Here is a 26,980-nt window from a genome sequence, read left to right on the forward strand (position 1 = left end):
ATGACTAAAAAACATTTCCCCCAGAGATGTAATAGGGAGCTGAGGAAGTTTGCCAAAGGATAAAATTCTTGTTATTGAAGATGAACAAAAAATCGCAAGAATCATTACGATGGAGCTCGAATACGAAGGTTATGAAGTTCACGCAGAGCATTCCGGTGTTAAAGGTTTAGAGAAAGTGCTTGAGGGAGGCTGGAGTCTTGTCTTGCTTGATGTAATGCTGCCAGAATTAAGCGGTTTAGAGGTCTTAAGAAGAATCCGCAATGCAGCTGTGCATGTTCCGGTTATTCTTTTGACTGCAAGAGATTCTATTCCAGACAAAGTAGCAGGCCTTGATTTAGGGGCAAACGACTATATGACAAAGCCATTCCAAATAGAGGAGCTGCTTGCCCGAATTCGGGCAAGCCTTCGCGTCAGCAAGATGCAATGGAAACAAGAGCAGGAAAAAGTGCTAGAAGTGGATGATTTAAAAGTATTTGTCAAATCTTATTCCGTAAAGCGTGCAGACATCGATATTGAACTGACACCAAGGGAATTTGAGCTGCTTCTTTATTTAATGGAAAATAAAAATATTGTGTTAAGCAGAGAACAAATTATGAATCATGTTTGGGGTTATGATTTTATGGCAGATACAAATGTGGTGGATGTTTATATAAGATATTTACGCAAGAAAATCGATTATCAATTTGATAGACAGCTGATTCAAACAATTCGCGGGGTTGGCTATGTCATTAAGGAATCTTCTATATGAGAGTCAGAACGCGCATCCAAGTTTTTTCAACATTGCTGCTAATCATAATGATGGTTTGTCTTAATACGACCATTTACTTCGTTTTTCAAAAGGAAATCCTTAAAAATGAAGTGAACGAAACAGCAGGCAAGTTGATGCAGGCAGCAGGAAATCTTGACAGTGCAACAACAGAAATGACGAGAAATTCCCTCCTGCGTGCCTTCGTCCCGGCAAATGGAATGATTCGTGCAATTGACGAAAATAATGCAGTGATTTTTACAAGCACGAAAGAATCAAGCTATGCTGATATAGACCATTCCTTTTCAGCTGGCCAATCGGAAAACGTTCTAAAACAAGATGGAAGCTCGTTTGCCGTTGCTTCACTGCCAGTCATCTGGAATGACGGCAGTGTAGTAAAGCTGGAGATGGCTGAAAATATCGACAGCTCACTGCGTATATTGGATGTATTAAGACTGATTCTGATAATCGGGACTGTTCTCGTTATATTGCCGACTTTTTTGGCTGGAAGATTGCTATCAAGTTTCATATTGACACCAATTCAGTCTCTTATAAAAACAATGGAGGAGATCCAGTCAAAGGGCAGTTTTCAAAAGCTTGAATTGCAAGACAGAAGTAAGGATGAATTGTATCAGCTTGGGAACACCTTTAACAAAATGATATCTATATTAGAATTGCAATATGATAAGCAAAAACAATTTGTCTATGATGCCTCGCATGAATTGAAAACTCCGCTTACTGTAATTGAAAGCTATGCCAGCATGCTGAAGCGCTGGGGAAAGAATAAGCCTGATGCTTTAGAGGAAGGAATAGATGCCATTTTATCAGAGGCGGTGCGTATGAAGGAAATGACAAATGAAATGCTTGAGCTGGCAAAAGCCGATGATCATCTTGTCTTGCATTTGGAAGACTTTGAGCTGAATAAGCTTTGCATCAAGACTGCGAAGAATATGGAAATGGCGACAGGACGGATCGTGTTAGTTGAAAAGGCAAGCACGCCAGTCATTCTGTATGGTGATAAGCAAAAAATAAAGCAGCTTCTTCTTATTCTCCTTGATAATGCCTTTAAGTATGGAGCAAATACAGTGAAATTGGCAGTGAACACTACACAAGAGAATATTATTTTAAAGGTTGAAGATGATGGCATCGGTATTGATAAAAAAAAGCAGCCGTTAATATTTGACCGCTTTTACCGTGCTGATATGTCGAGAAATCGGGAAAACGGCGGTGTTGGGCTAGGACTGTCGATCGCAAAACTTATCATGACTGCTCATGATGGTATGATTGAAGTGGAAAGTGAGTTAGATAAAGGAACAACGTTTACATGTATGTTCCCTGCAGGACAAAAGGCGGTGGACAAATGATGAACAAGAAGAAACTTCTCCTCATTAGCAGCTTCCTCCTGATTATTGTCCTATTGGTTTTAGGGTATTTTATCTTCTTCGCCGATGAAAGCAGTACTTTAACAGAGGATGCGGCAAAAGATTTTGTCTTGTCTAATTATGGAGGCACAGTAAGTAGTGTTTCACAAAGGGATGGAGAATCAGGACCTTCTTATCAAATCATTTTTGAAACAGACAGTGGTGTATACAATATAGTGCTTAACAAAAAGACAGGCAAAGTGGAGACCTTAATTCAACAATCTGTGAAGGATACTACCGACAAAGCTAGTCTCATCCAAGAAGAAGAGGCAAAAACGTTGATACAAGAGCAGATAAAAGGTGATTTATTGACAATTGAAGAAACAAACCAAGATAGTATTTCCTATTATTCTTTTATTATCAAAACAGAAGCTAAAGACACAGCCTATTTGCTAGACAGGGAAACTGGAGAAATTAAAGAAGATGCGGCAGACGGAACTACAGAATATATCTCAAAGGAAAAAGCAGAGGAAATAGCTTTACAGGAAATCGCAGGAACTGTTTCAGAAATCGATATGGAAGAGGATGAAGATTTCGGTCTCGTTTATGAATTGGAAATAGAAGCGGAAGGCGATAAAGAAGTAAAAATGTATATTAATGCCTATACAGGTGCCATTGAATCAATTAATTGGGACAATGATTAAAACGCTCCGATGAATTCTCATCAATTTCTCATATTTCTGCTAAAGTCTTATCATTTTCTCAGGATAGGATAGAAGTATAAGAAAAAGGAGGAATTTAAAATGAATACAATAAAAAAAGCGTGGAGCAAATTTATACAAACTAAATGGTTAAAATACGGTATCGGTGCAGCAATCATCGGTTTTGGCGGAGCAGCTGCATATGACCTGATTGATGACAGAGATGTCTATGCAAACGGTGGTATTGTAAAAAGCTTTACAGCAGAAACGGCGGCTGTATCAAAACAAGAGGCTGCTGAAATTGCTTCAAAAGAAAAGAATAGTGCTGTAGAAGAGGTAGAGCAAGAGTATACGGAAACTGGAGCGGGTGTATACCAAGTAGAATTCGCTGATGACCAAGATGATATATATGTCGATTCAGAAGACGGCACCATCATTACAAAGGAAATGCTTGCTGATAAAATTAAAGTAACAGAAGAGCAAGCGAAAGAAATAGCATTAAAAGAAGCAGATGGCACCATTACAGAATTTGAGTTAGATGATGATAACGCTCAATTCATTTATGACCTAGAAGTAACAGCAAAGGATGGCATGGAAACAGAGCTGAGCATTTCAGCAGAAACAGGAAAAATATTAAGTAAAGAGCAAGACAGGTTTTAATCTGACTATAAGAAGCAGCCTCATTTAGGCTGTTTTTTTATTTTAATCCTAATTTATGACAATATTCGCAACATTTATTATATCCTATATATTTTTCTGTCTATACCTGATAAGGTGTAAGGGACAGGAAACAAATGAGTTTTAAATGACGACGTGTCAGGCATGAAATATGCTGATTTTACTCATTCCTATAACCTTGTAATTTTACGCATTCAAAGTCCCTTCCAAAAATAAACATCGTAATTAAAATAAAAATGGAAAACTTAAATGTAAGAAATGATTATAGGAGTGGTCTTGATGAAAAAAATAATCGTATTTTTATGTATCCTTGTTAGTGTAAGCCTTTTACTGGTTGATATACAAAAAGCTTCTGCCGAAGGCACTGGAAAAAATATTGGAGTGAATATTGGAAATATCGCGCCTGACTTTATTTTGAAGGATATGAAAGGGCAAAAAGTGCGGCTTTCTGATTTAAAAGGTAAAAAAGTAATGATCAATTTCTGGGCAACATGGTGTCCGCCATGCAGGCAGGAAATGCCGGAAATCGAGAAGTTTTTTCAAGAACAAAAGGGAGATATAGAGATACTGGCAATAAATATTGATGGCGGAGCTCCCAAAAACGTTGCTGATTATATAAAAAAAATGAAGCTTACTTTTCCTGTCGTGCTGGATGAACAAGATAAGGTAAATGAAATGTATAAGGTAATCACTATTCCCACTACTTTTTTAATTGACGAGAAAGGAGTTATTGTCAATAAATACTATTCTGTCATGTCATTAGAGATAATGAGGGAGTTAATAAGGAAGAAATAATTTCTGAAAGCGCTTTACAACTATATGGACATCACGTATAATGAGAGCGTATCAAAAGTATACATATGAGCATTGTTTTCAGAAAACAATGACTTTTCAAACTTTTAAAAGAATTTCTTCAAATGCGTATTAAAAACAGGCAATTTTGGGAATTATGAAAATATAAAAGGATAAAGGAGATAAAAGAGATGAGAAAACCTCGTAAACGGTCATTTCAGGAACTAGTGTCAGAAAATAAACTGCAATTGCTTCGAGACAGAGAAGCAATTGAGAAAATTGAAGAGCGCATTGAAAAAAAACATTTGAAAAAAGCAAGATAATCAATTAGTGAAAAATTTTGCCACACATCATCCATTCCTTTATAGTGCAAACTTTATATAAAGGAGGGGATGAATGATGAGCAATCCAAAAAAAGACAGCAAGCATTTTGTGCCTAGCCATATTGGAACTAAATCGAGAGGTTTCGGCGGCAATAAAGGCAAAAAAATGCAGGATACTTCAGGTCAGCATGCCCAAGTGATCCAAACAAAAGGTGAATAAACTTTTTAGCTTCTGTACATATGTGCAGAAGCTTTTTGTATGTATAAACGAAGGAAAACAGCTTAAATCATTAACGAATATTCACGATTATGATACTATAAGAAGATGTAAATAAACTTATATGTAAGTGAAGTGAAAGTAGATAATGGAAAAGAAATTCGAAAATACAGTCAGTCAAACAATTGCTTCTCTTGAAGAGGAATTTAAGAATACAGGTACTATTAACAACGAAAAAGCAGTTTTGTCTGCGATACAATCATTAAATGAAGCCGAGAAGCCAGAGATTGTCTCCCGATTGCTAACAATGGCGGCAATCTCCCGATTAAAAGCAAATGAAAAGGATTCAATTGCAACAGCATGGCTTAAAAAGGCGAAAGATTTAGATTCAAGTAATAAAGAGGCAAATAAATACCTTTCCCAAAACGACTGGAAAAACTATGAAGGCCTGTTGGACATGCTTAATTTCCCTGCGATTAGAGAGACAGATAACCGGACAGCGAAAAGGAAAATTGCTGAACAGTATATTAATAACTGCCGGAAGTTTCTTGATATGATTGATGATGAAAACGATAAATTAACAGAAAACAGTGCAGCAGCATCTATTTTTAATAATACACTTGCTGTGACTAAGTACAAAGAAATTATTACATTGCTGGATGAAGTAACGCAAAAAACATCTCAGCTTCTGCAATCATCTGAAGAATATGAAGAATCCATAAGCGGTGTTTTTCATACATCTATTTATTATGACAGTGTTAAAAAGCTGATTGAAGAGCTTAATGAGTTAAAGGCTGCTTGGTTGAACATTTTTAAAGAGGAAGACTCAAGCGAGGCAAAAGCGGAAACAACCTCAGCCTTAGAACAGCTTCAACAAATGATTGGCTTAGAGAAAGTTAAAAATAGAGTAAAGGATTTTTATCAATTCTTAAAGTATCAAAACTCAAGGAAAAAGCTCGGTTTCACCATTCAGGATGAATTAAGTCTTAATATGATTTTTACAGGAAATCCTGGTACAGGAAAAACGACATTGGCACGGTTAATGGCTAAAATTTATTATGAATTAGGTGTGCTGCCTAGTCAGGAGGTTGTTGAAACAGACCGATCCCAGCTAGTCGGAGGCTATATGGGGCAGACAGAGGAAAATGTGCGCAATGTTGTAAAGCAATCTCTTGGCGGTGTGCTGTTTATTGATGAAGCCTACAGCTTAAACAGAGATGGACAAGGCAATGATTACGGACAAACAGCGATTGACACATTGGTTTCCTTAATGACTAGTTCTGAATTCGGCGGGAAGTTTGCTGTTATATTAGCAGGCTATCCGGAAGAGATGAGACAGTTCCTTGACGGCAATCATGGATTAAGCAGCCGTTTTCCATCATCTAACTTTATTCATTTACCTAATTATTCTGCAGAGGAACTTGTTGCTATCGGAGAAAAAATTGCCAATGACAATGATTATGTCATCAGTGAAGAAGGCAAACAGCAATTAGAGCTGCGCCTTGAAAAGGAACAGGTTGATGAAAGCTTCGGCAATGCCCGTGCAGTTAAAAATATTGTCCTAGATGCGATTTTTAACAAAGGTTCTCAAGCACAATCAAACAAGCAGTTCCTCACATATACCTTGCTTGACGGCAATGATTTTGCTGCGTCAGAGGAGGAGGCTTCAGAAAATCCAGCGGAAGAACTTGATTCTATGATTGGTCTGACAAAGGTAAAGGATGAAATGAAAAAAATTATTTCATTCGTTAAAGTTCAGCAAGTCAGACGAACGAATTCTAAAAAGAACTTGCCTATCCAGCTTCATGCAGTATTTACGGGAAATCCAGGTACAGGAAAAACGACAGTTGCTAAGCTTTATGCCCAGTTCTTAAAGGATTGCGGGATTTTAAAGCGTGGGCATCTCGTAGTAGCAAGCAGAGCGGATTTTATAGCAGGATTTGTGGGCCAAACGGCGATTAAAACGAAAAAGAAGATCAGAGAAGCATTAGGCGGCGTTCTATTCATTGATGAAGCATATTCTCTATTGTCAGGATCTAATCAAGATTTCGGCAAAGAAGCTATCGACACACTTGTGATGGAAATGACAAAGCATAATGAAAATCTTGTTGTCGTCTTGGCCGGTTATCCTGATGAAACAAAGGCATTGCTTGAAAGCAATCCAGGTTTAACATCACGCTTCAAAAAGTTTATCCATTTCGAGGATTATAATAGTGAAGAATTGATTCAAATAATGGAAGGTTATGCGGCAAAATATGACTATCAGTTAGAAAATAATGCGAAGCTTGCCCTTCAGACAAAGCTTGCGTCATTTAACTCAAATGGAAATGGGCGATTTGCGACTAATCTTGTAGATGAAGCTGTCCAGATGCAGGCATTGCGAATCATGGAAGCTAATGATGATAGCCTTGATTATTCTATTCTTACAGAAGCAGATATGCTTCATGCACTAGATTCCTTCAGCAACAGTGCAAATACAAAGCAATCATAATAGTAAACAAAAGCGGCTGTCTTTACAGCCGCTTTTTTATATAAAAAAGGACTATCCCATAAGGATAGTCAAAATCAGCAGTTTTTATCTCAGGTGTGTAGTTTATGTGAAAAACTGCAGACTTTATTGTACTTTTTTTAAAAGCAAATAACAAAGGTAATTTAAACCAACAACTGTTGGTGGTGTGGGGATTAGCGTTGTTTATATCATGTTTTGAGAGGTTAAAAATGCACTGTATGAGGTCTGACTAATAGTGAATGCTAACATTTTCACAAATTCAGCTTATTTTTGCTCCAATAGTTCACCGAAGAAATAAATCTCATCTGTTATTTTGCTTTTCATCTCGTAATCTTCACATTTTTTACACTCATTCACTAGAAAATATATATGTCTAATGAATAAAAGCATTTCATCATCTTTAATCATCATTCTAACTCCTTGTAGATAGATAGTACCAAAAATAACGATATAACCTATAAAATATTGTTTTTTATTTCCATTAAGTGGGTATTTATAATTATAACAAAATAAACTACTAGGAGTAAAGAATTATGGGTCTCATTGAAAAGCTGCAGAAGAAAATAGTAGAAACAGATTGGACAGAGCTAGTTGCAGAAGGGAAAGTGGAAGATGAGAAAAGAGAGGAAAACAGCAAAGAAAAAAGTGGAGAAGCTCCCTAATACTTAAAGCTTTACATAATAGTGCGAGCTAAGGTATATTCGGGAAATAAAAAACACCATTTTGGTGTTTTTTATTTCGAATTATTAAGGTAATATTAATAAGTAAAAATGTCAAACGTATCTACATAAAAATCGTATGAAGCTTATAAAAAAAATAGGTGAAAGAAATCATTACAGCTGTCTAAGAGAACTTAAAACTATCTAAGTTCGATGGACTTCTCTCCATTAAAATATGGTAAAATGGATAAATATAACATTTGTCCATGGGGAAAGAGTTCGTTTTTTTGAGAAAAAGATTGACGCTATGTATCGTATTTAGCTGTACATTATTATTATTATATGGAAACAGCGTAAAGGATAGTAATAGTAATGTCGAACGGCGAGAACTGGATACTGTTAATGTTTCTGACACTGAATTATTGTCTGTTGCTGAAATAAAAGATATTAGCGAGAAATCGTATAAGCTGGCAGAATTGGCCAAAGACTATGCAGAACAGAATCAGCACCTTAATATGGAACCCTTTAAACAGGCATTGCAGCCTTACTTTACGGAAGCTTTCATAAGTAAGCTTAATTCAGTAGAATTTACTGTCCCTACAGGTGGTAATTTCCCAGCAGATTTTGATTATCAGCAGCATTTCATCGTGAAAGATCATTCAAAAAATAAGATTATCGTGGAGACGGCACAAACGTCATACAATAATATGCCCCTAATCTATACAATAGAGGCAGAAAAAGAGCAAGGTCAATGGAAGATTAACAATCTTGACTATATGGAACATACAGATTCTTCTAGTAAGGCAATGAATACTGCAAAAATCACAGAGAAAGAAGCAGGTAAATTAGTTGGCGGTTATTTGCTGGGAGACGAATATATAATTGAATCAGTCAAGCGGGGAAAAGAGAATGTTTTTTACATTAATGCATTTGTAGAAGTAAGTTCTACACAAATGATTGGGGTTTCACTGAAAATGGATAGACTTACTGGAAAGATAACAAGCTTGATGGCAGTAAATTCATAACACGCTATGCTGTTTAAAACGCTTAACATGAATACATATTAATAACTGTAGAAACAAGGTAGATAGATTTGATTAGTTATATGGAGGGGAATATGACTGATTTAGATACAGAGTATAAGCTCTTGCAAATGGAGATTAAAAAGCTTTCCATTCAGATGGAGAACATGCCTGTAATGGCAAAAGGATATAAAGAGCTGTTGCGGAAAGAAGTAAATTTGACAAAAAAAATGCAAGAGCTCATTAATAGGATGGTTGCGGAGTAATGTTGAAGGTGGCACTTTCCTTGATTAGTTGCTGAATTAACCATAATATTAATAAGGAAGAAATAATACAAAGGAAGTGCAAGCAGATTTGGAATACGTACATAAACTAGATTTAAAGATCGATTATGCAGATACCGACATGATGGGTGTCGTGTATCATGCGAATTACTTAAAGTTTTTTGAGCGCGGCAGAACAGCGCTGATAGAAGATATTGGCTATAGCTATGTAGCGATGGAGGATGCTGGGTACTTCGCTCCTGTCTATGATGTACAGGCTACGTATAAGAAGCCGTTAAGATACGGAGAAAAAGCGTATGTGAAAACATGGATAGACTTAAATGATGGCATTAAAACGGTTTATGGATATCAGATTGTAAATGAGCAAGGAGATCTTTGTGTAGAGGGTACGACTACCCATATCATTGTCAGTAAAGATAGCTTCCGCCCTAAATCATTTAAAAAGACCTTTCCGGAATGGTTCCAAAAGTATGAGGAGCTAAAAAAGAAATAACCGTTTTTTAAGGAGACTAATACTATGGCGTTTGGCATCAACCGAAAGGAATTGGCAGACTGGAAAAGAAAAATAGATGAAGGCCAGATTGCTTTTTTGACTCATTATTGGCTTGATGACCGCTTTCCAGGCTGCAAGACAGTCACGAAGGTTGGCTGTTCGGATTTGAAAAGGCTCGAGCAATGGGGAGCGAAGTATGGATTAAAAAAAGAGTGGATACATAAAAGGAAAGATGGCTACTCTCATTTTGATCTTCTTGGCGATACCCAAAAAAATATTTTGGAGAAGGAAGGAATCGATATTCTTCTCAAGTAAAAAGCAGGCTAATTAAGCCTGCTTTTCTGTGTAATGATATTCCGGTTCCTGTGCAGCTTCATTGAAGTTTGCGTATAAATCATTGTTATCAAAATACCAAAGATCTTTTTCTTCAATATAATAACGGATGCCGTCTTTTTCTGTGCTAACTGCTGAGTTCACAGGCTTTTCGTTAGAAATTCCTAGTGAAAATCCCTGTTGGACAGTGCTGCATCCTCCGTATCGGGCGAAAAATCGTACATAATCTCCTTCGTTTAGAAGCATTTCATCTTTATACCATTCTGCTGCTTTATCGCTAACTACTATTTTCATTTCAAGCACCTCTTTTTTGAGATTAGATTAACCCTCACTTTTATTATAAAGGATAAACATATACTATGCACATAATTAAACTGTCTGTAAGTTTATTTAGGCTGCACATTTTTCAGCATATGTGTCATGATCTCCTTATAGCTTTCCTCACTGTCAGGCATTCCAAGACTACCAGCTTCTTCTAGAGGAACCATTTTATAGTCTTTATCATTTTTACTGTAGACATATGTTGGGTAAAAGGATGGAACCTCTATTTTTTTCGTCACTTTACCGCCCAGTTCAGTTTTTGTCACTTTGACAGTGGCCATTCCACCAATATCTCGATAATCATCTGCTTGTCCTGACAGGAAATTGCCGAGAGAATAGACGACTAAGGACTTTTCTCCGTTTTTGTCATACATCCATTCCATTGGCTGCAGAACATGTGGATGTCCTCCGAAAATAATGTCGACACCTTCATTAACGAGATATTGGGCGAGAGTTTTTTGTTCCACATTTGGCTTCCGTTCATATTCTGTGCCCCAATGTATGCCCATTACCACAAAGTCAGCTTGTTTTTTTGTCTGCGCTATCTCTTTTTGCATTTTTTCCTTATCAATAAGATTGACGATATAGTCGTCCTTTTTGGGAACAGTAATACCATTCAAACCATATGTGTAAGAAAGATAAGCAATTTTTATGCCGTCATGCTCCATTATGCGGAGCTTTTGTTGGTCTTCTTTATTTTCAAATGTACCAACATAAGGAAGCTTGATTTTTTTTAAGTACGCAAGAGACTGCTTTTGGGCATCAACACCTCTGTCTAAAGAATGATTATTAGCAGTTGTCACAATGTCGACACCTGCATCAATTAGCGCATCTGCGACTTCATGTGGACTATTGAAAGCAGGATAGCTGGATAAACCAATTTTCTCGCCTGCCACAATGGTTTCCTGATTAGCCAGAAGGATGTCCGGCTTTTGTAAGATTGGCTTCACTTCTTCAAGCATAGGCCTAAAGTCAAAACCGTCTTTTACTTTTGCTTCATTATATACCCTATCGTGAATTAGAATATCCCCGACAGCACCTAAAGTGACTTCTTTGCCAATGCTTTTTGTGCTGAGTTGTGTTTTTTTTGAGGGCTGATTGCTGCTTGTATTGCTGTTTTGCTTGATTAATGTTGCTTCATCAAGCTTAAAAATAAAAAAGGCTGTGATCGAAATACCGATAAAAGCAAGCAATAGATAGAGCTGGATTTTTTTCATTATTCATTCCTGCCTTTAATTGCGTTTTCCTAAAAAAGATAAGTTCCTTTATAGGATAACAAAAAAGCACGGTCGATTCGACTAATTTCGCAAAATGGAAAAATAATGAAATTTCTGATAAAGGATGACAGAATTGCTTAACAGATAGGCAGTTTTACAATAAATTCTGTTCCTGCGTCAAATTCGGAGTGAACAGTGATTTGACCGTTAGCTTCATGAATAATTGATTGACATATGCTCAAACCTAGTCCTGTTCCAGTCCGTTTTGTTGTGAAATAAGGTGTAAATAGCATGTCTAAAGCTTCTGGCGGAATACCAGGTCCATTATCCTTAATGGAAATAATGCCAAATTGTCTTTCTGTGTAGGCACTAATAGTAATCCTGCCTTTTGCTCTGCTTGCTTCAATGGCATTTTTTAAAATGTTTGCAAGCACCTGTGCCAGCTGCTGTTTTGGTATTTGTACATTAAAGTTGCCCGCAAAAAATGTTTCAAGCTGAAGGTTTTTAGATTGAATGGCTTGCTCAAAAAGAAGGGTAGTTTTCGTAATCGCTTCCTTCATATTAGTTGTTTCCTGCCTGTTAGCTGGTGGATTGTTGTGCACCATTTCATAGAGCAGACCATTTGCTCTGTCGAGTTCTTCTATGGCGATTTCTGTATATAGAGATCTTTTTAATGCAGGTAAATCTGGATTGGCAAGAAGCTGAAGAAGGCCGCGGACTGCGGTTATTGGATTTTTGATTTCATGAGCATAGCCAGCCGCTGTTTTGTGAGGATTGTTTAGAAGTTTGTGGTTATCTGACATAAAGTTCAACCGTCCTTTTCGCATTAGTTAGTAAACTTTATGACGAAATTAAGCTATATATGTCAAAAAAACAAAAAAACCATCGCAAGGATGGTTTTAATTATTTACAGCCAAGTAATTTTCGGCTCTGTCTTATTTATGATTCGTTTAATATTTGCCCGATGTCTATATACAACAAATATAGTTAGAATAGCAAGGATGGCAATCAGAAGCTTGTCATCCCAAAGGATAATTGAATAAACCAACCCGGCAGCTCCTGCAATCATGGATGACAGAGAAACATACTTTGATAAGTATAGTGCCAGGAAAAAGACAGCAATAATTATAATAAATAACAGCGGTTCATGCCCTAGCAGAATACCGGCAGATGTTGCGACTGCTTTACCGCCTTTAAAGCCTGCAAATATTGGATACATATGGCCGATTACCGCAACTACTCCGAAAATTAAGGGACTTACACTGACATCTATATCTGTGAACAGACCAAGCAAAACAGGCAGGCATGTTGCCAGCGTTCCTTTTAAAATATCAGAAAATGTCACGACAAAGCCCGCTTTTTTGCCAAGCACCCGAAACGAATTCGTTCCGCCTAAGTTTCCGCTTCCGTGTTCTCTTATATCTATTTTATAAAAAGCCTTACCAATAATTAACCCGGAAGGAATGGATCCTATCAGGTAGGCTAAAATAATTAAAATGGCAATGATCAATGCTAACTCTCCTTCGTTCTATGTATATGGATATTGTACCACGTATTTATAAATTCTCACTCTTTTTTCGAAAAAATCTTCTAGTCATTAAGTTTATCGCTTCCTGCATAAAGGGAAAAAGATTATTATTATTTTTTTGTAAACTTGGGGGAAATGAAATGAGAATAACAAAAAAGTTAGCAGCAAATATACTTGTCGTATATTTCGCCGTCTACATAAGCGTAATAGTATATCATACACTTAAACCATTGCCTCAAGGGCTGTCATATGAAGGTGAGATACATTTAGTAGAGGATAAAGATATTGAGTTTGTGGAGGATACAACCTATAAGGATAAGAAGGGCAACCAACATTTGAATCAGGAAATAATTGCCCGAATGCTTGATGAGGTAGACAAAGCAGAGCAATTTATTGTGATAGACATGTTTTTATTTAACAGCGATACGAACGATGATCAAACATATCCAAAAATTACAGAAAAGTTCTTGGACAAGCTTGTGAAGAAGAAACAAAAGAATCCTGATTTAAAGCTTATCTTTATAACAGATCCTGTAAATACCACGTATCATTCCTACCCGTCTCCTGAGCTCGAAAAACTTAAATCTATCGGCGCGCAAGTGGTGGAAACGAATATGGAAAGCCTGCGTGATTCGAACCCACTGTATTCTGCTTTCTGGAGGATGTCGATGAAATGGTTCGGACACGGTAAGGATGGTCATCTTCCTAATCTTTTAGCTGATAGCGGACCAGATGTGACATTGAGGTCTTATTTAGATTTGCTGAATGTTAAGGCAAATCATCGCAAGGTGTTAATTACGGAAAAATCAGCCATCGTTTCATCAGGTAATATTCATGATGCGAGCGGATATCATTCTAATATTGCCTATACAGTTAAAGGAAATATTATTAACGATTTGTTAGAAACGGAGGAGAGTGTTTATCAATTAATGGATAAGACTACTTTTCCTGTCGCCAAAAAAACAGAGGAAAAAGGCGATATTAAACTACAGCTTTTGACAGAAGGAAAAATAGCCAAACATGTTATACAAGAGATTCACAATACAGCTGCCGGTGATACTATTTGGATTGGTATGCTTTATCTTGCCGACAGACCAGTAATGGAAGAGCTGATAGCTGCATCAGCAAGGGATGTTAATATCCGGCTGATTCTTGACCCTAATCAAAACTCCTTCGGAAATAAGAAGGCAGGCCTTCCCAATGTTCCAACTTCTGCTGAGTTGATGAAAAAAGGCAATGGTCATATTGCGATAAGATGGTATAACACTGGGATGGAGCAGTACCATTCTAAGCTGATGCTTATAGAAAGAGATAAGGAAAATGTCATAATAGCAGGATCTGCCAACTATACGAGAAGAAATCTTCATGATTTAAATTTAGAAACAAATATAAAAATAGCAGCTGCTCCAGACAAAGATATAATGAAAGAAACAAAAAGTTATTTTGATAAACTTTGGTCTAATAAAGACGGAGAATATACAAAAAATTACAGCACAGAAGCGGAACTTCCTGCATTTCGTTATTTGCTGTACCGCCTGCAGCGCCTGCTTTGGTTTACAACTTATTGAAAGGTTCTTCGGTCGGGCAGTTTCATATACAAGTAACAAAGAGTCCTTTATAATAAAAAGGAGAGAGTCAGACAGTATATAACAAGAACTTTTAGTGCGGGAGATGAAAAAAGGTGACTGCGAATTTTTCACAGATGAAGGAACTTGGCGAAAGACTGGTAGCAATGGAAAGGTTGGCAGTTAAGTTTTCAGAAAGAGCAAGGGAAGTGGATGAAAATGGAACTTTCCCATATGAAAATATTAGCGAACTTCAAAAGAGCGGTTATACATATTTAACAGTGCCAAGTGAATATGGCGGCAAGGAGATATCTGTTTATGAAATGGTACGGCTGCAGGAGGCAATTGCCATCGGTGATGGCTCAACAGCCTTATCCATTGGCTGGCATATGGGCGTTATCCGCAATATGTACGAAAATAACTGGGAGCCGTCGCTTCTTGAAGAAATGTATACAGCAATTAAGGGTGGAGCACTTATTAATAGTGCTGCTACCGAGCCTCAGACTGGGAGTCCAACTAGGGGAGGGAAACCTCAAACGACAGCAGAGCAAAACGGAGATACTTGGGTAATTAATGGACGCAAATCCTTTACATCCATGTCACCGATGCTTGATTACTTCATTGTCAGTGCATCTATTAAGGATTCAGACGAGGTAGCCAACTTTTTAATTGCAAAGGATAACCCAGGCTTAAAAATTGAAGAAACTTGGGACAGCATCGCTTTAAGAGGAACAGGCAGTCATGATGTGTACTTCGAAAATGCAATCATAGAGAAGCGTTTTTTAGTGGAGAAACTAGGGGGAGCAAGAAAGATTAATCCATGGCTGCTTCATATCCCTGCTTGTTATTTAGGGATTGCTGGGGCAGCTCAAAAAGAAGCGGTCAGATTTGCAAAAAGCCACTCGCCCAACAGCATAACAGGAACAATCAGCGACCTTCCGAATGTGCGCACGAAAATCGGCGAAATGGAGTTGAAAATGCAGACTGCCAAGCATTTCCTTTATTCCGTCAGCAAAAAATGGGATGCTGCACCAAAGGAGGAGCAACAAGCTTTAGTTCCTGAAATGAGCGCTGCCAAGCATTTTGTAACAAACACAGCGATTGAAGTAGTCGACTTGGCTATGCGTATTGCAGGAGCACGAAGTCTGTCAGCAAGCAGCTCGCTGCAACGATATTACCGCGATGTGCGGGCAGGACTTCATAATCCTCCGATGGATGATATGACAATTTCTCAGCTAGCAGAGAAATCATTAAGAGAGATTTAACATAAAAAAAGACCCAAGATTTTCTTGGGTTTATTTGTATTAGACTTAGGCTGCATGGTTCTCTGGCCGTTTTTTTCTGCGTAGAAGAGACATTCTCTGTTTCAGAAACAACTCCCATCTTGCTGGTCCATGTAAATAGCGCTTTACACTAAAAATAATGGTTTCCTCCAATAAAAAGAAAAAAAGCAATCCCCAAAGCAAATATTTAATGATAAGCCCTCCCTTGTTGGCTACATAAATCACCTAAGCTTAGTAAATATGTTATTTATTTAATTATCTGTAATATATATCCATTGTATCATGAAATGGTAAATTTATGTTTAAAAGAACCTAAACCTAAATTTACCATTTCAATTATTTTAGGAACGATTTATGCTAAATTAGATAAAATATAAAAAACTGATGCAAAACTATTGAAAACAGACAAAAAATGACGCATAATCTATTCTTGTAACTTTCAATGAAGTACCAAAAAATTTTTTTGTTAAAGGGAGATGGAAGATGAAAATAAGAGTTTCTGCCGTGCAGTATATGCTGAAAAACATTAAGTCATTTGAAGATTTTGCAAAGCAATGTGAACACTATGTCCGAACGGCACAAGAATTTGGCGCTGAGTTTGTTTTGTTTCCTGAATTTTTTACAACACAATTATTGTCAATGGGCGATGGTCAAAATCCGTTAACCATTAATGAGTTGCCTGGGTTTACAGAACAGTACCAAAATCTGTTCCGCACATTTGCTGTACAAACTGGCATGCATATTATCGGTGGAACTCATGTTATCCGCAGGGATGACAAATTATTTAACGTCGCCCATTTATTTTATCCAGATGGAAAAATAGAGGAGCAGGCTAAGCTTCATATTACTCCAACAGAAATTGATGAGTGGAATATGGAAAAAGGCGACAGCTTCCGTATTTTTGAAACAGATAAAGGGAAAATTGCAATTTTGACATGCTATGATATAGAATTTCCGGAAATTGTCCGGATGGCAAAAGCAAAAGGTGCTGATGTTATCTTTTGTCCTTCTTGTACAGATGACCGTCACGGTTTTCATCGTGTTCGTTACACTTGCCATGCAAGAGCAATTGAAAACCAAGTGTATGTAGTCGTAACAGGAACGGTCGGCTCCTTAACTAATGTTGACTTCATGCGTGCGAATTTTGGCCAGGCGGCTGTCATTACTCCAAATGATATCCCATTTCCTCCAAAAGGGATCATGGCAGAAGGCGAGCTTAATGATGATATGATCATCACAGCAGATCTTGATCTATCTCTATTATACGAGGTGCGTGCTAAAGGTTCTGTGACAACTTGGAGAGACAGACGTACTGATATGTATACAGATTGGGAAACAATAGAGGGCTGATATGTATTACAGCAGCAGCTTTTATATATATGAAGGAAATAAATTAAAAAAATGCAAGGTCCGTAATTATCAGGAAGCAGATTTTGCTGAATTGATCAAAATTCAGGAAGAATGCTTCCCACCTCCGTTTCCGTCAGAGCTTTGGTGGACGAAGGAGCAATTGGCGAGTCATATAGCTATTTTTTCTGATGGAGCCATTTGTGTGGAAGTTGACGGAATATTAGCTGGTTCCATTACCTCTTTATGTGTGGATTATGACGAAAAGCATCCGCATCATACTTGGAGTGAACTGACAGATGACGGAAATATTACTACACATAATCCAAATGGGAATGCTATTTATATTGTGGATATAAGTATCAGGCCAGCTTTTCGCTCTCTAGGATTAGGGAAAATTATGATGCAAAGCATGTACCAGATAGTTATTGAAAAAAATCTCGATCGACTTCTTGGCGGCGGCAGAATGCCAGGTTATCGAAAATGGGCAGATCAGCTTACTCCTGAAGCTTATATAAAGGATGTTATTGCAGGTGAAAAGAAGGACCCTGTCATTTCCTTTTTGCTGAGATGTGAAAGGACTCCTGTAGCTGTATTGCAGGACTATTTGGAAGATGAGGATTCTTTAAACTATGCTTTGCTGATGGAATGGAGAAATCCGTTTAAACATAATTAGCTAAACCTCTGTTAAGTATACAGAGGTTTTTTTTTGGCATGATAACAAAGGGAAAATGCACTTGTATTTCGCAAAGCAAAATACTTTATTCCCAGGACATATTATGAGAAAATAGCAGCGTACATATTAGGAGGGATTAGGGATGAATTTACAGTCAACGGTAAAGTTAAATAATGGTGTGGAAATGCCTAGATTCGGTTTAGGTGTTTTTAAAGTGGAAGAAGGTCAAGAGGTTATCGATTCTGTAAAATCAGCCATTAAAGCAGGTTACATAAGCATTGATACAGCGGCTGTATATAAGAACGAAGAAGGTGTTGGCCAAGGCATTAAAGAGTCTGGCGCCAACAGAGAAGATTTGTTTATTACGACAAAAGTATGGAATGCAGACCAAGGCTATGAGTCTACATTAGCAGCATTTGAAACGAGTATTCAAAAGCTTGGCCTTGATTATATTGATTTATATCTTGTGCACTGGCCAGTAAAGGGCAAGTACAAGGAAACGTGGAAAGCACTTGAGAAATTATATAAAGATGGAAAAGTGAAAGCAATCGGTGTCAGCAACTTCCATCAACATCATTTAGAGGATCTGTTGGAAGAGGCAGAAATCGTGCCAATGGTGAACCAAATTGAGCTTCATCCATTGTTAAGCCAAGTAGAGCTACGTGATTTCTGTAAGGAAAAAGGCATTGTTGTAGAAGCATGGTCTCCGCTTGCACAAGGAAAGCTGCTTGATAATCCTGTTCTTGCTGAAATTGCTGGGAAATACAATAAGTCTACAGCGCAAATTATCTTAAGATGGGATCTGCAAAATGATATTGTGACAATACCGAAATCCATTAAAGAACACAGAATCATTGAAAATGCTGACATTTTTGATTTTGAATTAACGAATGAGGACATCGACAAGATCAATGCCCTTAACAAGAATGAACGAGTAGGTCCAGATCCTGATAACTTCAACTTTTAATTTTTAAAACAGGGAGTATTGCTCCCTGTTTTTTGCTGTTTGAAAGGATAAATGCATCATTTTACTAAAATTAGGCGAATGCATTTAGCTCTTTTAGTTGTACTTGCTATAATAAATAGTATACTTTTTAAAATTTAACCGCATCAGCAGCAGTGATGGACAGAAAGCAGGGGTAATAAATGAAAATCATCTGTTTTGGGGACAGTCTGACTAGAGGCGTGACCTTTGTAAAAGGAAGACCGCGCATACTCAAGGATAATTATCCTTCCATCCTCAACAGTCTCTTACAGGCAAATGGTCATACTGCAGAGGAGCTGCTTGTTCTTAATAAAGGGGTCTTTAATGACGACTCCACTTCTCTGATGAACCGTCTCGATAAAGATGTTCTTTATGAAAAACCGGACATTTGTATAATTGGAGTAGGCGGAAATGATTGCAACTTTAAATGGGAAGAGGTTGCTGAGTTTCCTGAACTCGAACATATACCAATTGTACCACTTCACGATTACACGGAAAATGTAAAAGCAATTGTCCTTAAAGTGAAAGAATACAATATCATACCTGTAATCTTGACATTGCCGCCATTGGAACCAGTTAAATACTATAAGTTTCTTGCAAGCAAATATGGAAACTCCATTGGCCATTGGATAAGCCTGTGCGGCGGAATTGAACATTGGCATGGACTGTATAACAATCAGCTTCAGAAACTGGCGAAGAAACTTGACGTTTTTACAATTGATGTCCGGACTAATTTAGAAAAGGCAGGGGATGTTTCTGATTTTATGAGTGACGACGGTATCCATTTGAACGCAGATGGCTATAAGGAGATGGCAGCCACTGTGTTCTTAGAGTTGAACAAGCTAATAAACGGTGAGTAGGCAGAGATAAATAAATGTATGAATTTTAATGTTGGCAACTACCATACTTTTGTTATACTAGAAAGAGAGTTTTCCCAGAAGGAATATGTCATAAAAATCTAGCGAGGAATTAGTAATGGGCAATATGTATGAAAAAATCATTGAGGTTTTGGAAGAGAATGGTCCAATACCAATCAGCACCATTTATGAAAAGATGGTGTCATCAACTAATATTTCAGCTGATAACAATAAGGAAATTCAACTTTCTTCTGTTAAATCAGTGATCAGCCGCAAAAAAGACTTATTTTCCGTCCATAATAATATTGTTTCCATCCATCCTGAGAAAGAAATAAGCCAAATTACATTGGATGTAAAAAAAGGAAATCATTTTTATCGGCTGAAGGTAGACTTTCTTTTTGAAATTTATCATATTCAGTCATGGACGTTATTTTCTGATAATCAAGGCTTTACTCCTAAGGATGTCTTATTTCCGTATTTCTCTTATTCAGATTTGAAAAAGGATCTCTATAAATTAAAAATTTGGGATTGGGAAAGCGACGAGGGAGCGTATGGCAGAGAGAGCCTCTATACGATTCAGCTTAAAACAACGAACAAAAGCTATGTATACAGTTTTATTGATATAAAGGCAAAAGAATGGAAGCAAATGACGAAGACTTTATCGAAATACATGGATCTAAGTAACATCTTTCTAGACTAAAAAGACGATCTCCTTATGCTTTACTGGAGGTCGTCTTTATTTATTGAAGTTACCGATGCATCGCCCATAAACCTATCTCATTAAACCCGATTTTTGTATAAATTCTGCCTGCATCAGGATTATCATAAAAAAGACAGACACTCTGCTTTTCCTGAAGTAAAATGTTAATCATTTCCGACAGCAATCCAGTAGCATAACCTTTGCCCCGATAATCCTTATGTGTGCAAACAGCAACAATCATAGCAGAATCAGAGGTTTCTGCTGTGGTAGAAGCCGAGCAGACGATTTCTCCAAAATTATTCTCGAGATAAAAGCTGCGGCCAGTATTTGTTGCGATCGCTTTATAAAGCATGTCACGGCTGTTCTTATTTTGCTTAAATTCGGATATGCCGTAACGCAAGTCCATAATTCTGTCTACGTCTGCTGTTGTTGCTTGTTTAATCGGCAATGTGTTTGTCTTCATCTTAACTGAGTTCGTACATTCTGCAAAAAATTGTACGTTTTTGGATGCAAGTCTGCCTCCAAGCTTGTCTTCAAGCTTAGCGACAATATTCGCCTTGCCAGACAGCTTGATGATGCTATCAGTGGATGTTAACAAGCTAGCAAAAGCATCCGCATCATAAGCTTCATCTTGAGCGGTGATTATATAGCTGTCATAGAACTTCAGTAGAATAGCTTTAAGGCTTGAATTAGTAAATTCGCCCCATAAAGATTGAAAGGAAGTCTCATATCCGAACCCTTCTATATCACCAATAATGAAAAGGTTTAGAGAAGGGTCTTGGTTTAAAAACTTCATCACTTGTTGGTGGTCTTTAACCGTAAGCTGCCGAAGCATCAGCATACCCTCCTTTACAGGTTTGTAGATGGCAAAAAATTCAGGACATGTAAGTCCTGAATTTTTTTATTAAATATAATGAAGTTCTGCTGTTTTCTTTAATGCAGCTTCAAAGTCTGCAATTAAATCCTGTGGATTTTCTAAGCCTACTGACAGGCGAAGTAAGGCGTCGCTTATTCCTCTTTCTTGACGGGCTACTGGATCCATTGCCGCATGCGACATTTTAGCAGGGTAGGAGAGGATGGACTCGACAGCTCCTAAGCTTACTGCAAACACTGGAAGCTCTACATTTTTTACAAAAGTTCGCATCGCTTCTTCACTGTGAAGCTCAAACGAGAATACCGCGCCAGGGCTTGTAGCCTGCTCTTGTTGGATATCATATTGCGGATGATCTGCAAACCCTGGATAATAGACTTTTTTAATGGCCGGATGATTGTTAAGATAGGTAGCAATCGTTTCGGCAGCCTCACTAGAATGCTTCATGCGCACATGTAGCGTTTTAAGTCCTCTCATTAACAGCCAGCAATCTTGAACTCCAAGTACTGCTCCAAAGGAATTTTGGATGGAGCCGAGCAGTTTGCCAAGCTCTTCATCTTTGACAACTGCAAGACCGGCAATAACATCACTATGGCCAGACAAGAATTTAGTGGCGCTGTGCAGAACAATATCTGCACCAAGATTTAACGGTTTTTGCAAAGCAGGTGTTAAGAAGGTATTATCAACAAACGTCCAAGCATCGTTTTGTTTTGCCAATGTGCTGACTGCCTTGATATCCGTAACCTTCATAAGCGGATTAGATGGAGTCTCGATATAAAAAACCTTCGTATTAGGCTTCACGGCATTTTGAACTGCAGCAAGATCGGTCATATCGACAAAAGTATGTTCAATACCGAATCTATTGAGCACTGTTGTTACCATGCGATAAGTTCCGCCATAGACATCCTCAGAAATTAACACATGATCTCCTTGGGAAAGGAGGAGGAAGGCGCTAGAGATAGCGGCCATTCCTGATGCAAATGCAAAGCCTTTTGTACCATCCTCTAAATCTGCAATAATCTCTTCCAGTGCTTCTCTTGTAGGATTAAGACTTCTTGCATAATCATATTTTCCAAAACTATCAATCTCCTGTTGATGGAAAGTGGAAGCATGCTGAATCGGCACACTTACTGCACCTGTGGCAGGATCGAATTTATGTTTGTTGTGAAGCAGTTTCGTTTCAAAGGAATATCGTTCGCTCATTTTATTACCTCCTTGGCAATCGTAAAGGCTTTATCCAAATCTTTAATTAAGTCTTCAATGTTTTCAATGCCGACAGAGAAGCGAAGCAGACGGTTGCAGACACCTGTTTCCAGTCTGATTTTTTCTGGAATATCTGCATGTGTTTGAGTAGCAGGGTATGTAATAAAGCTCTCAACACCGCCTAAGCTTTCAGCAAATGAAATTAATGTAAGGTTTTGCAAGAATGGATTTACCCATGCTTCATCATGGACTCTAAATGAAATCATTCCACCTCTGCCTGGATACAGGACATCAAGCACTGCATCATGACCTTGCAGGAATGTTTGAAGTGCTTTCGCATTTTCTTCATGCTTTTCCATTCTAAGGGCTAATGTTTTCATTCCACGCATTAACAGCCAAGAATCAAATGGGCTCAAGACAGCTCCTGCAGCATTATGATGCAGAGCAAGCTCCTGGCAGATTTCCGCGCCTTTCGCTACGATCAGCCCTGCAAGCACATCATTATGACCACCAAGATACTTAGTGGCACTATGAATGACAATGTCTGCGCCAAGGCGTATCGGCTGCTGGATAAGAGGAGTATAGAAAGTGTTATCCACAATCAGCAAAATATTATGCTTTTTAGCAAGCTCTGCTGCTTTGGCAATATCTGCTGTTTCCATTAGAGGATTAGTAGGTGTTTCGATGAAAATAGCTTTTGTGTTTTCCGTAATGGCTGCTTCAATGTCCTCAATGTTTGAAGTATTTACATAACAACATCGAAGGCCCCATTTTTTAAACCCTTGTTCAAGCAAACGATAAGTTCCGCCGTACAAATCTTTCGATATAATCCATTCATCGCCGCTTTGGAATAAAGCTAAAATCGTTTGAATAGCAGCCATACCTGAGCTGCAGGCAAAACCGCGGTCGCCCTCTTCCAAGTCAGCAATTGCCTGCTCAAGGATTTCTCTAGTCGGGTTGCCTGTGCGTGTATAATCATATCCAGTAGATTCGCCGATTCCTGTATGTCTGAAAGCCGTTGAAAAATATACGGGCGGGTTGACTGTTCCTGTTGTTTTTTCACTTCTGTTGCCGATTTGGGCTAATTTAGTTTCTACATCATACATATTGATACACTCCTTCTTGTTTCACGGACAATTTGAAATATATAGTCTATTTTTAATAGTTTGATATTGTCCGAGAGTATTATCTTTCAAGGAATAGAAGGAAGGCGAAGTGAATTTTTGCAATAAAAAAGTCCTCTTCCTAAAAATAAGAAGAAGACGTAATGTGTTATCATTATGGCCATTCTTCTTATCTTTCAAGCATTCATTGCTTGATGGAATTAGCACCTTTTCAGTCTTGGTATACAAGCTGAAGGTTGCTGAGGTTTCTTCGGGCCATTCCCTCTACCTCTCTTGATAAGAAAATACTTATGTAATTTGAATTTAATTTACTATACCTTTCCATAAATTGCAACAATTTTTTTGGTTTTTCACTATTTTTTGAATAAAAAGGTATTTATTGCTCTTCAATAAGTTGCAGCACATCTACTTCTAATTCTTGGTCTGGATTGTTCTTCGTATAAATTCTTGCTGTTCTTGCATCCTCATCGACATTTTGAATGAAAATCTGTTCTCCTTTATAGCTTACATGCACTATTTCACCAGCATTCATAATTTCAATAGCTCTTCCAACATTCATCTTATATCCTCCTAATCCTTGCTAGCTTATCCTTTTTTAGCTCACCCCAATTGGTTCGATTAGTAGCTTTCGTAGTTTTAAAAAAAATATTCAGCTGAAAACGCGTTCTAATGTTTTTTTAATGTTTCTCTCATTGGATTTTTTGAATAGGGGTGTAATTTAACATTAAGAAAAACAAATGCAACTTGGAAATAGGGTTAATCATTAACCTACACTACGGATTAAAGGAGGAAAAGTGATGGTATTTCGATATGCGATGATTATTTTTTCATCCTTAACTGCTGCTTCATTGTTCGGAGTTCAAATTGTGGGCATAACACACGCTATAAAAGACACATTTATGTATAGAAAAAACAAATGATAATATAATGAATGAGGCGGGGTGGGACACATCCCGCTCCTTCTTTTTGTATACAATAGATCTGCACACTTTTTGTCTTTATACATTGCATGATAAACTAGAAGTATGCTTAATTTGGGATGTGAGTGGTGTAAATGAAGAGAATTCTTATTATTGAAGATGAAAAAAATCTTGCTCGGTTTATTGAGCTGGAATTAAATTATGAAGGCTATCATACAGAAGTTTGTGCAGATGGAAGAAGCGGCTTGAATAAAGCGATCGCAGAGCAATGGGATGTTATTCTTCTTGACCTAATGCTGCCAGAACTGAACGGGATGGAAGTTTGCAGAAGAATTAGGCAAGTGAAAAATACGCCGATTTTAATGATTACAGCAAGAGATAATGTTCTTGACAGAGTATCAGGTTTGGATAGCGGAGCAGATGATTATTTGGTTAAACCGTTTGCAATTGAAGAGCTTTTGGCAAGATTGCGAGCATTGTTCAGAAGAATAGATACTATATCGAGTGAACAAGCAGAGCCGGCACCAAAAATGACTGTTCTTACATATAAGGACATAGTACTTGAGCTAGAATCACATATAGCCAAAAAAGGAAATGAGGTTATTGCTTTAACAAAAAGAGAATATGATCTTCTCAGCATGTTTATGAGCAATATCAATATTGTACTGACTAGGGATGTGCTCTTAAATAAAATTTGGGGTTATGAGTCAGAAGTCGAAACGAATGTTATTGACGTTTATGTTCGCTATTTACGCAATAAATTGGATCCGACGGGGCAGGAGCAATATATTGAAACAGTAAGAGGAATAGGGTATGTGATGAGATGAATATCGTAAAAAGACTATCTCTCCTTCCTTGGAAATGGAAGCTAACACTCGGGTTGTCAACCAGCATTTTTTTGACTTACAGTATTTTTACCTTTTTTGAATTCCATACTGTCTCTACTTGGCTGATGAACCAGGAGGAAAATGACGTCAGACAAACGATGGATGAGTTTGTTGCCTATTTGGAATCAGAAGATAAGTCAATTACGGAAAAGGATGTTAAAAACAGTCTTTCGACATTAGAAAAGCTGAACACGAAGAATCAGCTCATTCGTGTCGTTGACGATAACGGAAATGTGATTATATCTCATCTTAACGGCGATTTTCCCATACTTGAACCTGACATAATCGACAGTAAACAAGAGCTGAAATACATTTCCATTGGCGAGGAGCAATCATTAGTATACAGTTACCCGATAAAGGGAAAGGCATTTTCGGGAGAAATAGAAATTATCAGGCTGCTTGATTCCTATAAACTCGTAATGAAGCATCTGGCCTTTGCGATGATGCTTTTTGCAATTGCGGCCATCTTAATCAGCGCGATTATCGGCTACTTATTATCAAGAGAACTGTTAAAGCCACTGAGCATTATGACAAACACAATGAAGAAAATAAAAAGTGCAGGCTTTAAAGAAAGAATGCCTGTGTACCCGCAAAAGGACGAAATTTCCGAACTGTCGACGATATTTAATCATATGATGGATCGGATAGAGCTATCCTTTCAAGCACAAAAGCAATTTGTAGAGGATGCTTCTCATGAACTGCGCACCCCGATTTCTATATTGGAAGGTCATCTTTCCATGCTGAACAGATGGGGTAAGCATAACCCGGAAATATTAGAAGAATCTTTAAAGGCATCCCTTGATGAAACAGAAAAACTAAAAAAACTTGTTCTCAATTTGCTGGATTTGACAAGATTGGATCAGCAGCGGCTTGAAAATGATATGTCACCAGACAAGGTGGAGGAGATTATTAGCGGGGCCGTTAAGGACTTCCAAATGCTTCACCGTGAGTTTAAGTTTCATGTTAATCTGCAGTCTAATGAGCTTTACGGTGTAGCTGAACAGCATTTCCAACAAATACTGACAATATTAATAGACAATGCTATTAAATACTCAGGAGCTGTTAAAGAAATTTCCATTTCCACAGCAAAAAAGGACAAGCATTTCTGCTTAGAAATAAGTGATAAAGGGATAGGAATTCCCCATGATGAGCTCGATAAAGTTTTTGACCGCTTTTACAGAGTAGATAAAGCACGCAGCAGAGAGCGGGGCGGCACAGGACTCGGTTTGGCCATCGCTAAAAAAATCGTTGATTATTATTCTGGAACAATCGAAATTAAAAGCAAGCTTGGCGAGGGTACAAAAGTAATAATTACATTGCCTGATCCAAAGACTTTAATAGAAAAATCTGCTGCCCCCTTTTAAAAAGAGGAGTGGCAA

The 26,980-nt window shown here is 37.7% G+C and carries 32 protein-coding genes and 1 riboswitch; of the genes, 23 read left to right on the forward strand and 9 right to left on the reverse strand.

Features of this window, described 5'->3' with window-relative positions; all coding sequences use genetic code 11:
• Positions 1–49 precede the first annotated feature (49 nt).
• The 8 genes from L8T27_RS09025 to L8T27_RS09060 all read left to right on the forward strand — a co-directional run bounded on the left by L8T27_RS09025 (position 50) and on the right by L8T27_RS09060 (position 7,308).
• Positions 50–748: a response regulator transcription factor gene (locus L8T27_RS09025; protein WP_237941337.1), complete on the forward strand. Its 699-nt coding sequence runs from the start codon at positions 50–52 to the stop codon at positions 746–748.
• Positions 745–2,109, forward strand: a complete 1,365-nt coding sequence (locus L8T27_RS09030) for a sensor histidine kinase (RefSeq protein ID WP_233314010.1) — start codon at positions 745–747, stop codon at positions 2,107–2,109. The genes L8T27_RS09025 and L8T27_RS09030 overlap by 4 nt, the downstream gene beginning before the upstream one ends.
• A complete protein-coding gene (locus L8T27_RS09035; RefSeq protein ID WP_237941338.1) occupies positions 2,106–2,810 on the forward strand; it encodes a PepSY domain-containing protein in 705 nt (234 codons plus the stop codon). Before L8T27_RS09030 ends, L8T27_RS09035 begins: the two co-directional genes overlap by 4 nt.
• 99 nt (positions 2,811–2,909) lie before the next feature.
• Complete coding sequence (locus L8T27_RS09040; protein WP_237941339.1) at positions 2,910–3,467, forward strand: PepSY domain-containing protein; 558 nt, start codon at positions 2,910–2,912, stop codon at positions 3,465–3,467.
• Positions 3,468–3,764: 297 nt separating this feature from the next.
• Positions 3,765–4,280 carry a TlpA disulfide reductase family protein gene (locus L8T27_RS09045; RefSeq protein ID WP_233314007.1) on the forward strand — a complete coding sequence of 172 codons (516 nt, stop codon included), beginning with the start codon at positions 3,765–3,767 and terminating at the stop codon, positions 4,278–4,280.
• A gap of 188 nt (positions 4,281–4,468) precedes the next feature.
• Positions 4,469–4,600, forward strand: a complete 132-nt coding sequence (locus tag L8T27_RS09050) for an FbpB family small basic protein (RefSeq protein WP_233314006.1) — start codon at positions 4,469–4,471, stop codon at positions 4,598–4,600.
• 76 nt (positions 4,601–4,676) lie between these two features.
• Complete coding sequence (locus L8T27_RS09055) at positions 4,677–4,820, forward strand: acid-soluble spore protein N (RefSeq protein WP_127741263.1); 144 nt, start codon at positions 4,677–4,679, stop codon at positions 4,818–4,820.
• A gap of 145 nt (positions 4,821–4,965) precedes the next feature.
• Positions 4,966–7,308 carry an AAA family ATPase gene (locus L8T27_RS09060; RefSeq protein ID WP_237941340.1) on the forward strand — a complete coding sequence of 781 codons (2,343 nt, stop codon included), beginning with the start codon at positions 4,966–4,968 and terminating at the stop codon, positions 7,306–7,308.
• A gap of 282 nt (positions 7,309–7,590) precedes the next feature.
• Here the strand turns inward: L8T27_RS09060 and L8T27_RS09065 are convergent, their stop codons facing one another.
• Complete coding sequence (locus L8T27_RS09065; protein WP_233314004.1) at positions 7,591–7,737, reverse strand: hypothetical protein; 147 nt, start codon at positions 7,735–7,737, stop codon at positions 7,591–7,593.
• Positions 7,738–7,859: 122 nt separating this feature from the next.
• Here L8T27_RS09065 and L8T27_RS28650 point away from each other — a divergent pair, with 122 nt between their 5' ends.
• The 5 genes from L8T27_RS28650 (at position 7,860) to L8T27_RS09085 (ending at position 10,099) form a co-directional block, all read left to right on the forward strand.
• On the forward strand, positions 7,860–7,988 hold the full coding sequence (locus L8T27_RS28650; RefSeq protein WP_267913291.1) for a hypothetical protein: 129 nt from the start codon (positions 7,860–7,862) through the stop codon (positions 7,986–7,988).
• Positions 7,989–8,272: 284 nt separating this feature from the next.
• Complete coding sequence (locus L8T27_RS09070) at positions 8,273–9,010, forward strand: hypothetical protein (protein ID WP_237941341.1); 738 nt, start codon at positions 8,273–8,275, stop codon at positions 9,008–9,010.
• Positions 9,011–9,102: 92 nt separating this feature from the next.
• Positions 9,103–9,273 (forward strand): hypothetical protein, encoded by a 171-nt coding sequence (locus tag L8T27_RS09075; RefSeq protein WP_233314001.1) that lies wholly within the window; start codon positions 9,103–9,105, stop codon positions 9,271–9,273.
• An 88-nt stretch (positions 9,274–9,361) separates the two neighbouring features.
• Positions 9,362–9,784, forward strand: coding sequence for an acyl-CoA thioesterase (locus L8T27_RS09080; RefSeq protein WP_267913290.1), 423 nt, complete (start codon positions 9,362–9,364; stop codon positions 9,782–9,784).
• A gap of 24 nt (positions 9,785–9,808) precedes the next feature.
• Positions 9,809–10,099, forward strand: a complete 291-nt coding sequence (locus tag L8T27_RS09085; RefSeq protein WP_233314000.1) for a hypothetical protein — start codon at positions 9,809–9,811, stop codon at positions 10,097–10,099.
• Positions 10,100–10,111: 12 nt separating this feature from the next.
• On the opposite strand, the gene L8T27_RS09090 is transcribed toward L8T27_RS09085, so the two are convergent.
• The 4 genes from L8T27_RS09090 to plsY form a co-directional block, all read right to left on the reverse strand.
• Complete coding sequence (locus L8T27_RS09090; RefSeq protein WP_233313999.1) at positions 10,112–10,411, reverse strand: HesB/YadR/YfhF family protein; 300 nt, start codon at positions 10,409–10,411, stop codon at positions 10,112–10,114.
• 92 nt (positions 10,412–10,503) lie between these two features.
• Positions 10,504–11,655: a CapA family protein gene (locus L8T27_RS09095; protein ID WP_237941342.1), complete on the reverse strand. Its 1,152-nt coding sequence runs from the start codon at positions 11,653–11,655 to the stop codon at positions 10,504–10,506.
• Between the two features lie 137 nt (positions 11,656–11,792).
• Positions 11,793–12,458 carry a two-component system sensor histidine kinase NtrB gene (locus tag L8T27_RS09100; RefSeq protein ID WP_237941343.1) on the reverse strand — a complete coding sequence of 222 codons (666 nt, stop codon included), beginning with the start codon at positions 12,456–12,458 and terminating at the stop codon, positions 11,793–11,795.
• A 104-nt stretch (positions 12,459–12,562) separates the two neighbouring features.
• On the reverse strand, positions 12,563–13,165 hold the full coding sequence (gene plsY / locus L8T27_RS09105) for a glycerol-3-phosphate 1-O-acyltransferase PlsY (RefSeq protein ID WP_233313996.1): 603 nt from the start codon (positions 13,163–13,165) through the stop codon (positions 12,563–12,565).
• 158 nt (positions 13,166–13,323) lie between these two features.
• Between plsY and L8T27_RS09110 the strand changes: the two genes are divergently transcribed.
• The 7 genes from L8T27_RS09110 to L8T27_RS09140 all read left to right on the forward strand — a co-directional run bounded on the left by L8T27_RS09110 (position 13,324) and on the right by L8T27_RS09140 (position 20,596).
• Positions 13,324–14,751: a phospholipase D family protein gene (locus tag L8T27_RS09110; RefSeq protein WP_237941344.1), complete on the forward strand. Its 1,428-nt coding sequence runs from the start codon at positions 13,324–13,326 to the stop codon at positions 14,749–14,751.
• 113 nt (positions 14,752–14,864) lie between these two features.
• A complete protein-coding gene (locus L8T27_RS09115) occupies positions 14,865–16,013 on the forward strand; it encodes an acyl-CoA dehydrogenase family protein (protein WP_237941345.1) in 1,149 nt (382 codons plus the stop codon).
• Between the two features lie 501 nt (positions 16,014–16,514).
• Positions 16,515–17,381 carry a carbon-nitrogen hydrolase family protein gene (locus L8T27_RS09120; RefSeq protein ID WP_233313994.1) on the forward strand — a complete coding sequence of 289 codons (867 nt, stop codon included), beginning with the start codon at positions 16,515–16,517 and terminating at the stop codon, positions 17,379–17,381.
• A 1-nt stretch (position 17,382) separates the two neighbouring features.
• Positions 17,383–18,054 (forward strand): GNAT family N-acetyltransferase, encoded by a 672-nt coding sequence (locus L8T27_RS09125; RefSeq protein WP_237941346.1) that lies wholly within the window; start codon positions 17,383–17,385, stop codon positions 18,052–18,054.
• A 142-nt stretch (positions 18,055–18,196) separates the two neighbouring features.
• Positions 18,197–19,021 (forward strand): aldo/keto reductase, encoded by an 825-nt coding sequence (locus L8T27_RS09130; protein WP_237941347.1) that lies wholly within the window; start codon positions 18,197–18,199, stop codon positions 19,019–19,021.
• A 179-nt stretch (positions 19,022–19,200) separates the two neighbouring features.
• Positions 19,201–19,899 (forward strand): SGNH/GDSL hydrolase family protein, encoded by a 699-nt coding sequence (locus L8T27_RS09135; RefSeq protein ID WP_237941348.1) that lies wholly within the window; start codon positions 19,201–19,203, stop codon positions 19,897–19,899.
• Positions 19,900–20,014: 115 nt separating this feature from the next.
• Complete coding sequence (locus tag L8T27_RS09140; RefSeq protein WP_233313990.1) at positions 20,015–20,596, forward strand: hypothetical protein; 582 nt, start codon at positions 20,015–20,017, stop codon at positions 20,594–20,596.
• Positions 20,597–20,645: 49 nt separating this feature from the next.
• On the opposite strand, the gene L8T27_RS09145 is transcribed toward L8T27_RS09140, so the two are convergent.
• The 4 genes from L8T27_RS09145 to L8T27_RS09160 all read right to left on the reverse strand — a co-directional run bounded on the left by L8T27_RS09145 (position 20,646) and on the right by L8T27_RS09160 (position 24,353).
• Positions 20,646–21,431: a GNAT family N-acetyltransferase gene (locus tag L8T27_RS09145; protein ID WP_237941349.1), complete on the reverse strand. Its 786-nt coding sequence runs from the start codon at positions 21,429–21,431 to the stop codon at positions 20,646–20,648.
• 69 nt (positions 21,432–21,500) lie between these two features.
• On the reverse strand, positions 21,501–22,670 hold the full coding sequence (gene metC / locus L8T27_RS09150) for a cystathionine beta-lyase (protein WP_233313988.1): 1,170 nt from the start codon (positions 22,668–22,670) through the stop codon (positions 21,501–21,503).
• Positions 22,667–23,776 carry a methionine biosynthesis PLP-dependent protein gene (locus L8T27_RS09155; protein ID WP_233313987.1) on the reverse strand — a complete coding sequence of 370 codons (1,110 nt, stop codon included), beginning with the start codon at positions 23,774–23,776 and terminating at the stop codon, positions 22,667–22,669. The genes metC and L8T27_RS09155 overlap by 4 nt, the downstream gene beginning before the upstream one ends.
• Positions 23,777–23,960: 184 nt before the next feature.
• Positions 23,961–24,077, reverse strand: a riboswitch (SAM riboswitch).
• Positions 24,078–24,170: 93 nt separating this feature from the next.
• Positions 24,171–24,353: an H-type small acid-soluble spore protein gene (locus L8T27_RS09160; RefSeq protein ID WP_233313986.1), complete on the reverse strand. Its 183-nt coding sequence runs from the start codon at positions 24,351–24,353 to the stop codon at positions 24,171–24,173.
• Between the two features lie 238 nt (positions 24,354–24,591).
• Between L8T27_RS09160 and L8T27_RS28655 the strand changes: the two genes are divergently transcribed.
• The 3 genes from L8T27_RS28655 to L8T27_RS09170 all read left to right on the forward strand — a co-directional run bounded on the left by L8T27_RS28655 (position 24,592) and on the right by L8T27_RS09170 (position 26,965).
• On the forward strand, positions 24,592–24,714 hold the full coding sequence (locus L8T27_RS28655; protein WP_267913289.1) for a hypothetical protein: 123 nt from the start codon (positions 24,592–24,594) through the stop codon (positions 24,712–24,714).
• Between the two features lie 134 nt (positions 24,715–24,848).
• On the forward strand, positions 24,849–25,541 hold the full coding sequence (locus L8T27_RS09165) for a response regulator transcription factor (protein ID WP_233313985.1): 693 nt from the start codon (positions 24,849–24,851) through the stop codon (positions 25,539–25,541).
• On the forward strand, positions 25,538–26,965 hold the full coding sequence (locus tag L8T27_RS09170; RefSeq protein WP_237941350.1) for a HAMP domain-containing sensor histidine kinase: 1,428 nt from the start codon (positions 25,538–25,540) through the stop codon (positions 26,963–26,965). Before L8T27_RS09165 ends, L8T27_RS09170 begins: the two co-directional genes overlap by 4 nt.
• Positions 26,966–26,980: the final 15 nt, after the last annotated feature.

The organism is Niallia sp. Man26, assembly GCF_022049065.2.
In the GTDB taxonomy this organism is placed as follows: domain Bacteria; phylum Bacillota; class Bacilli; order Bacillales; family Cytobacillaceae; genus Niallia.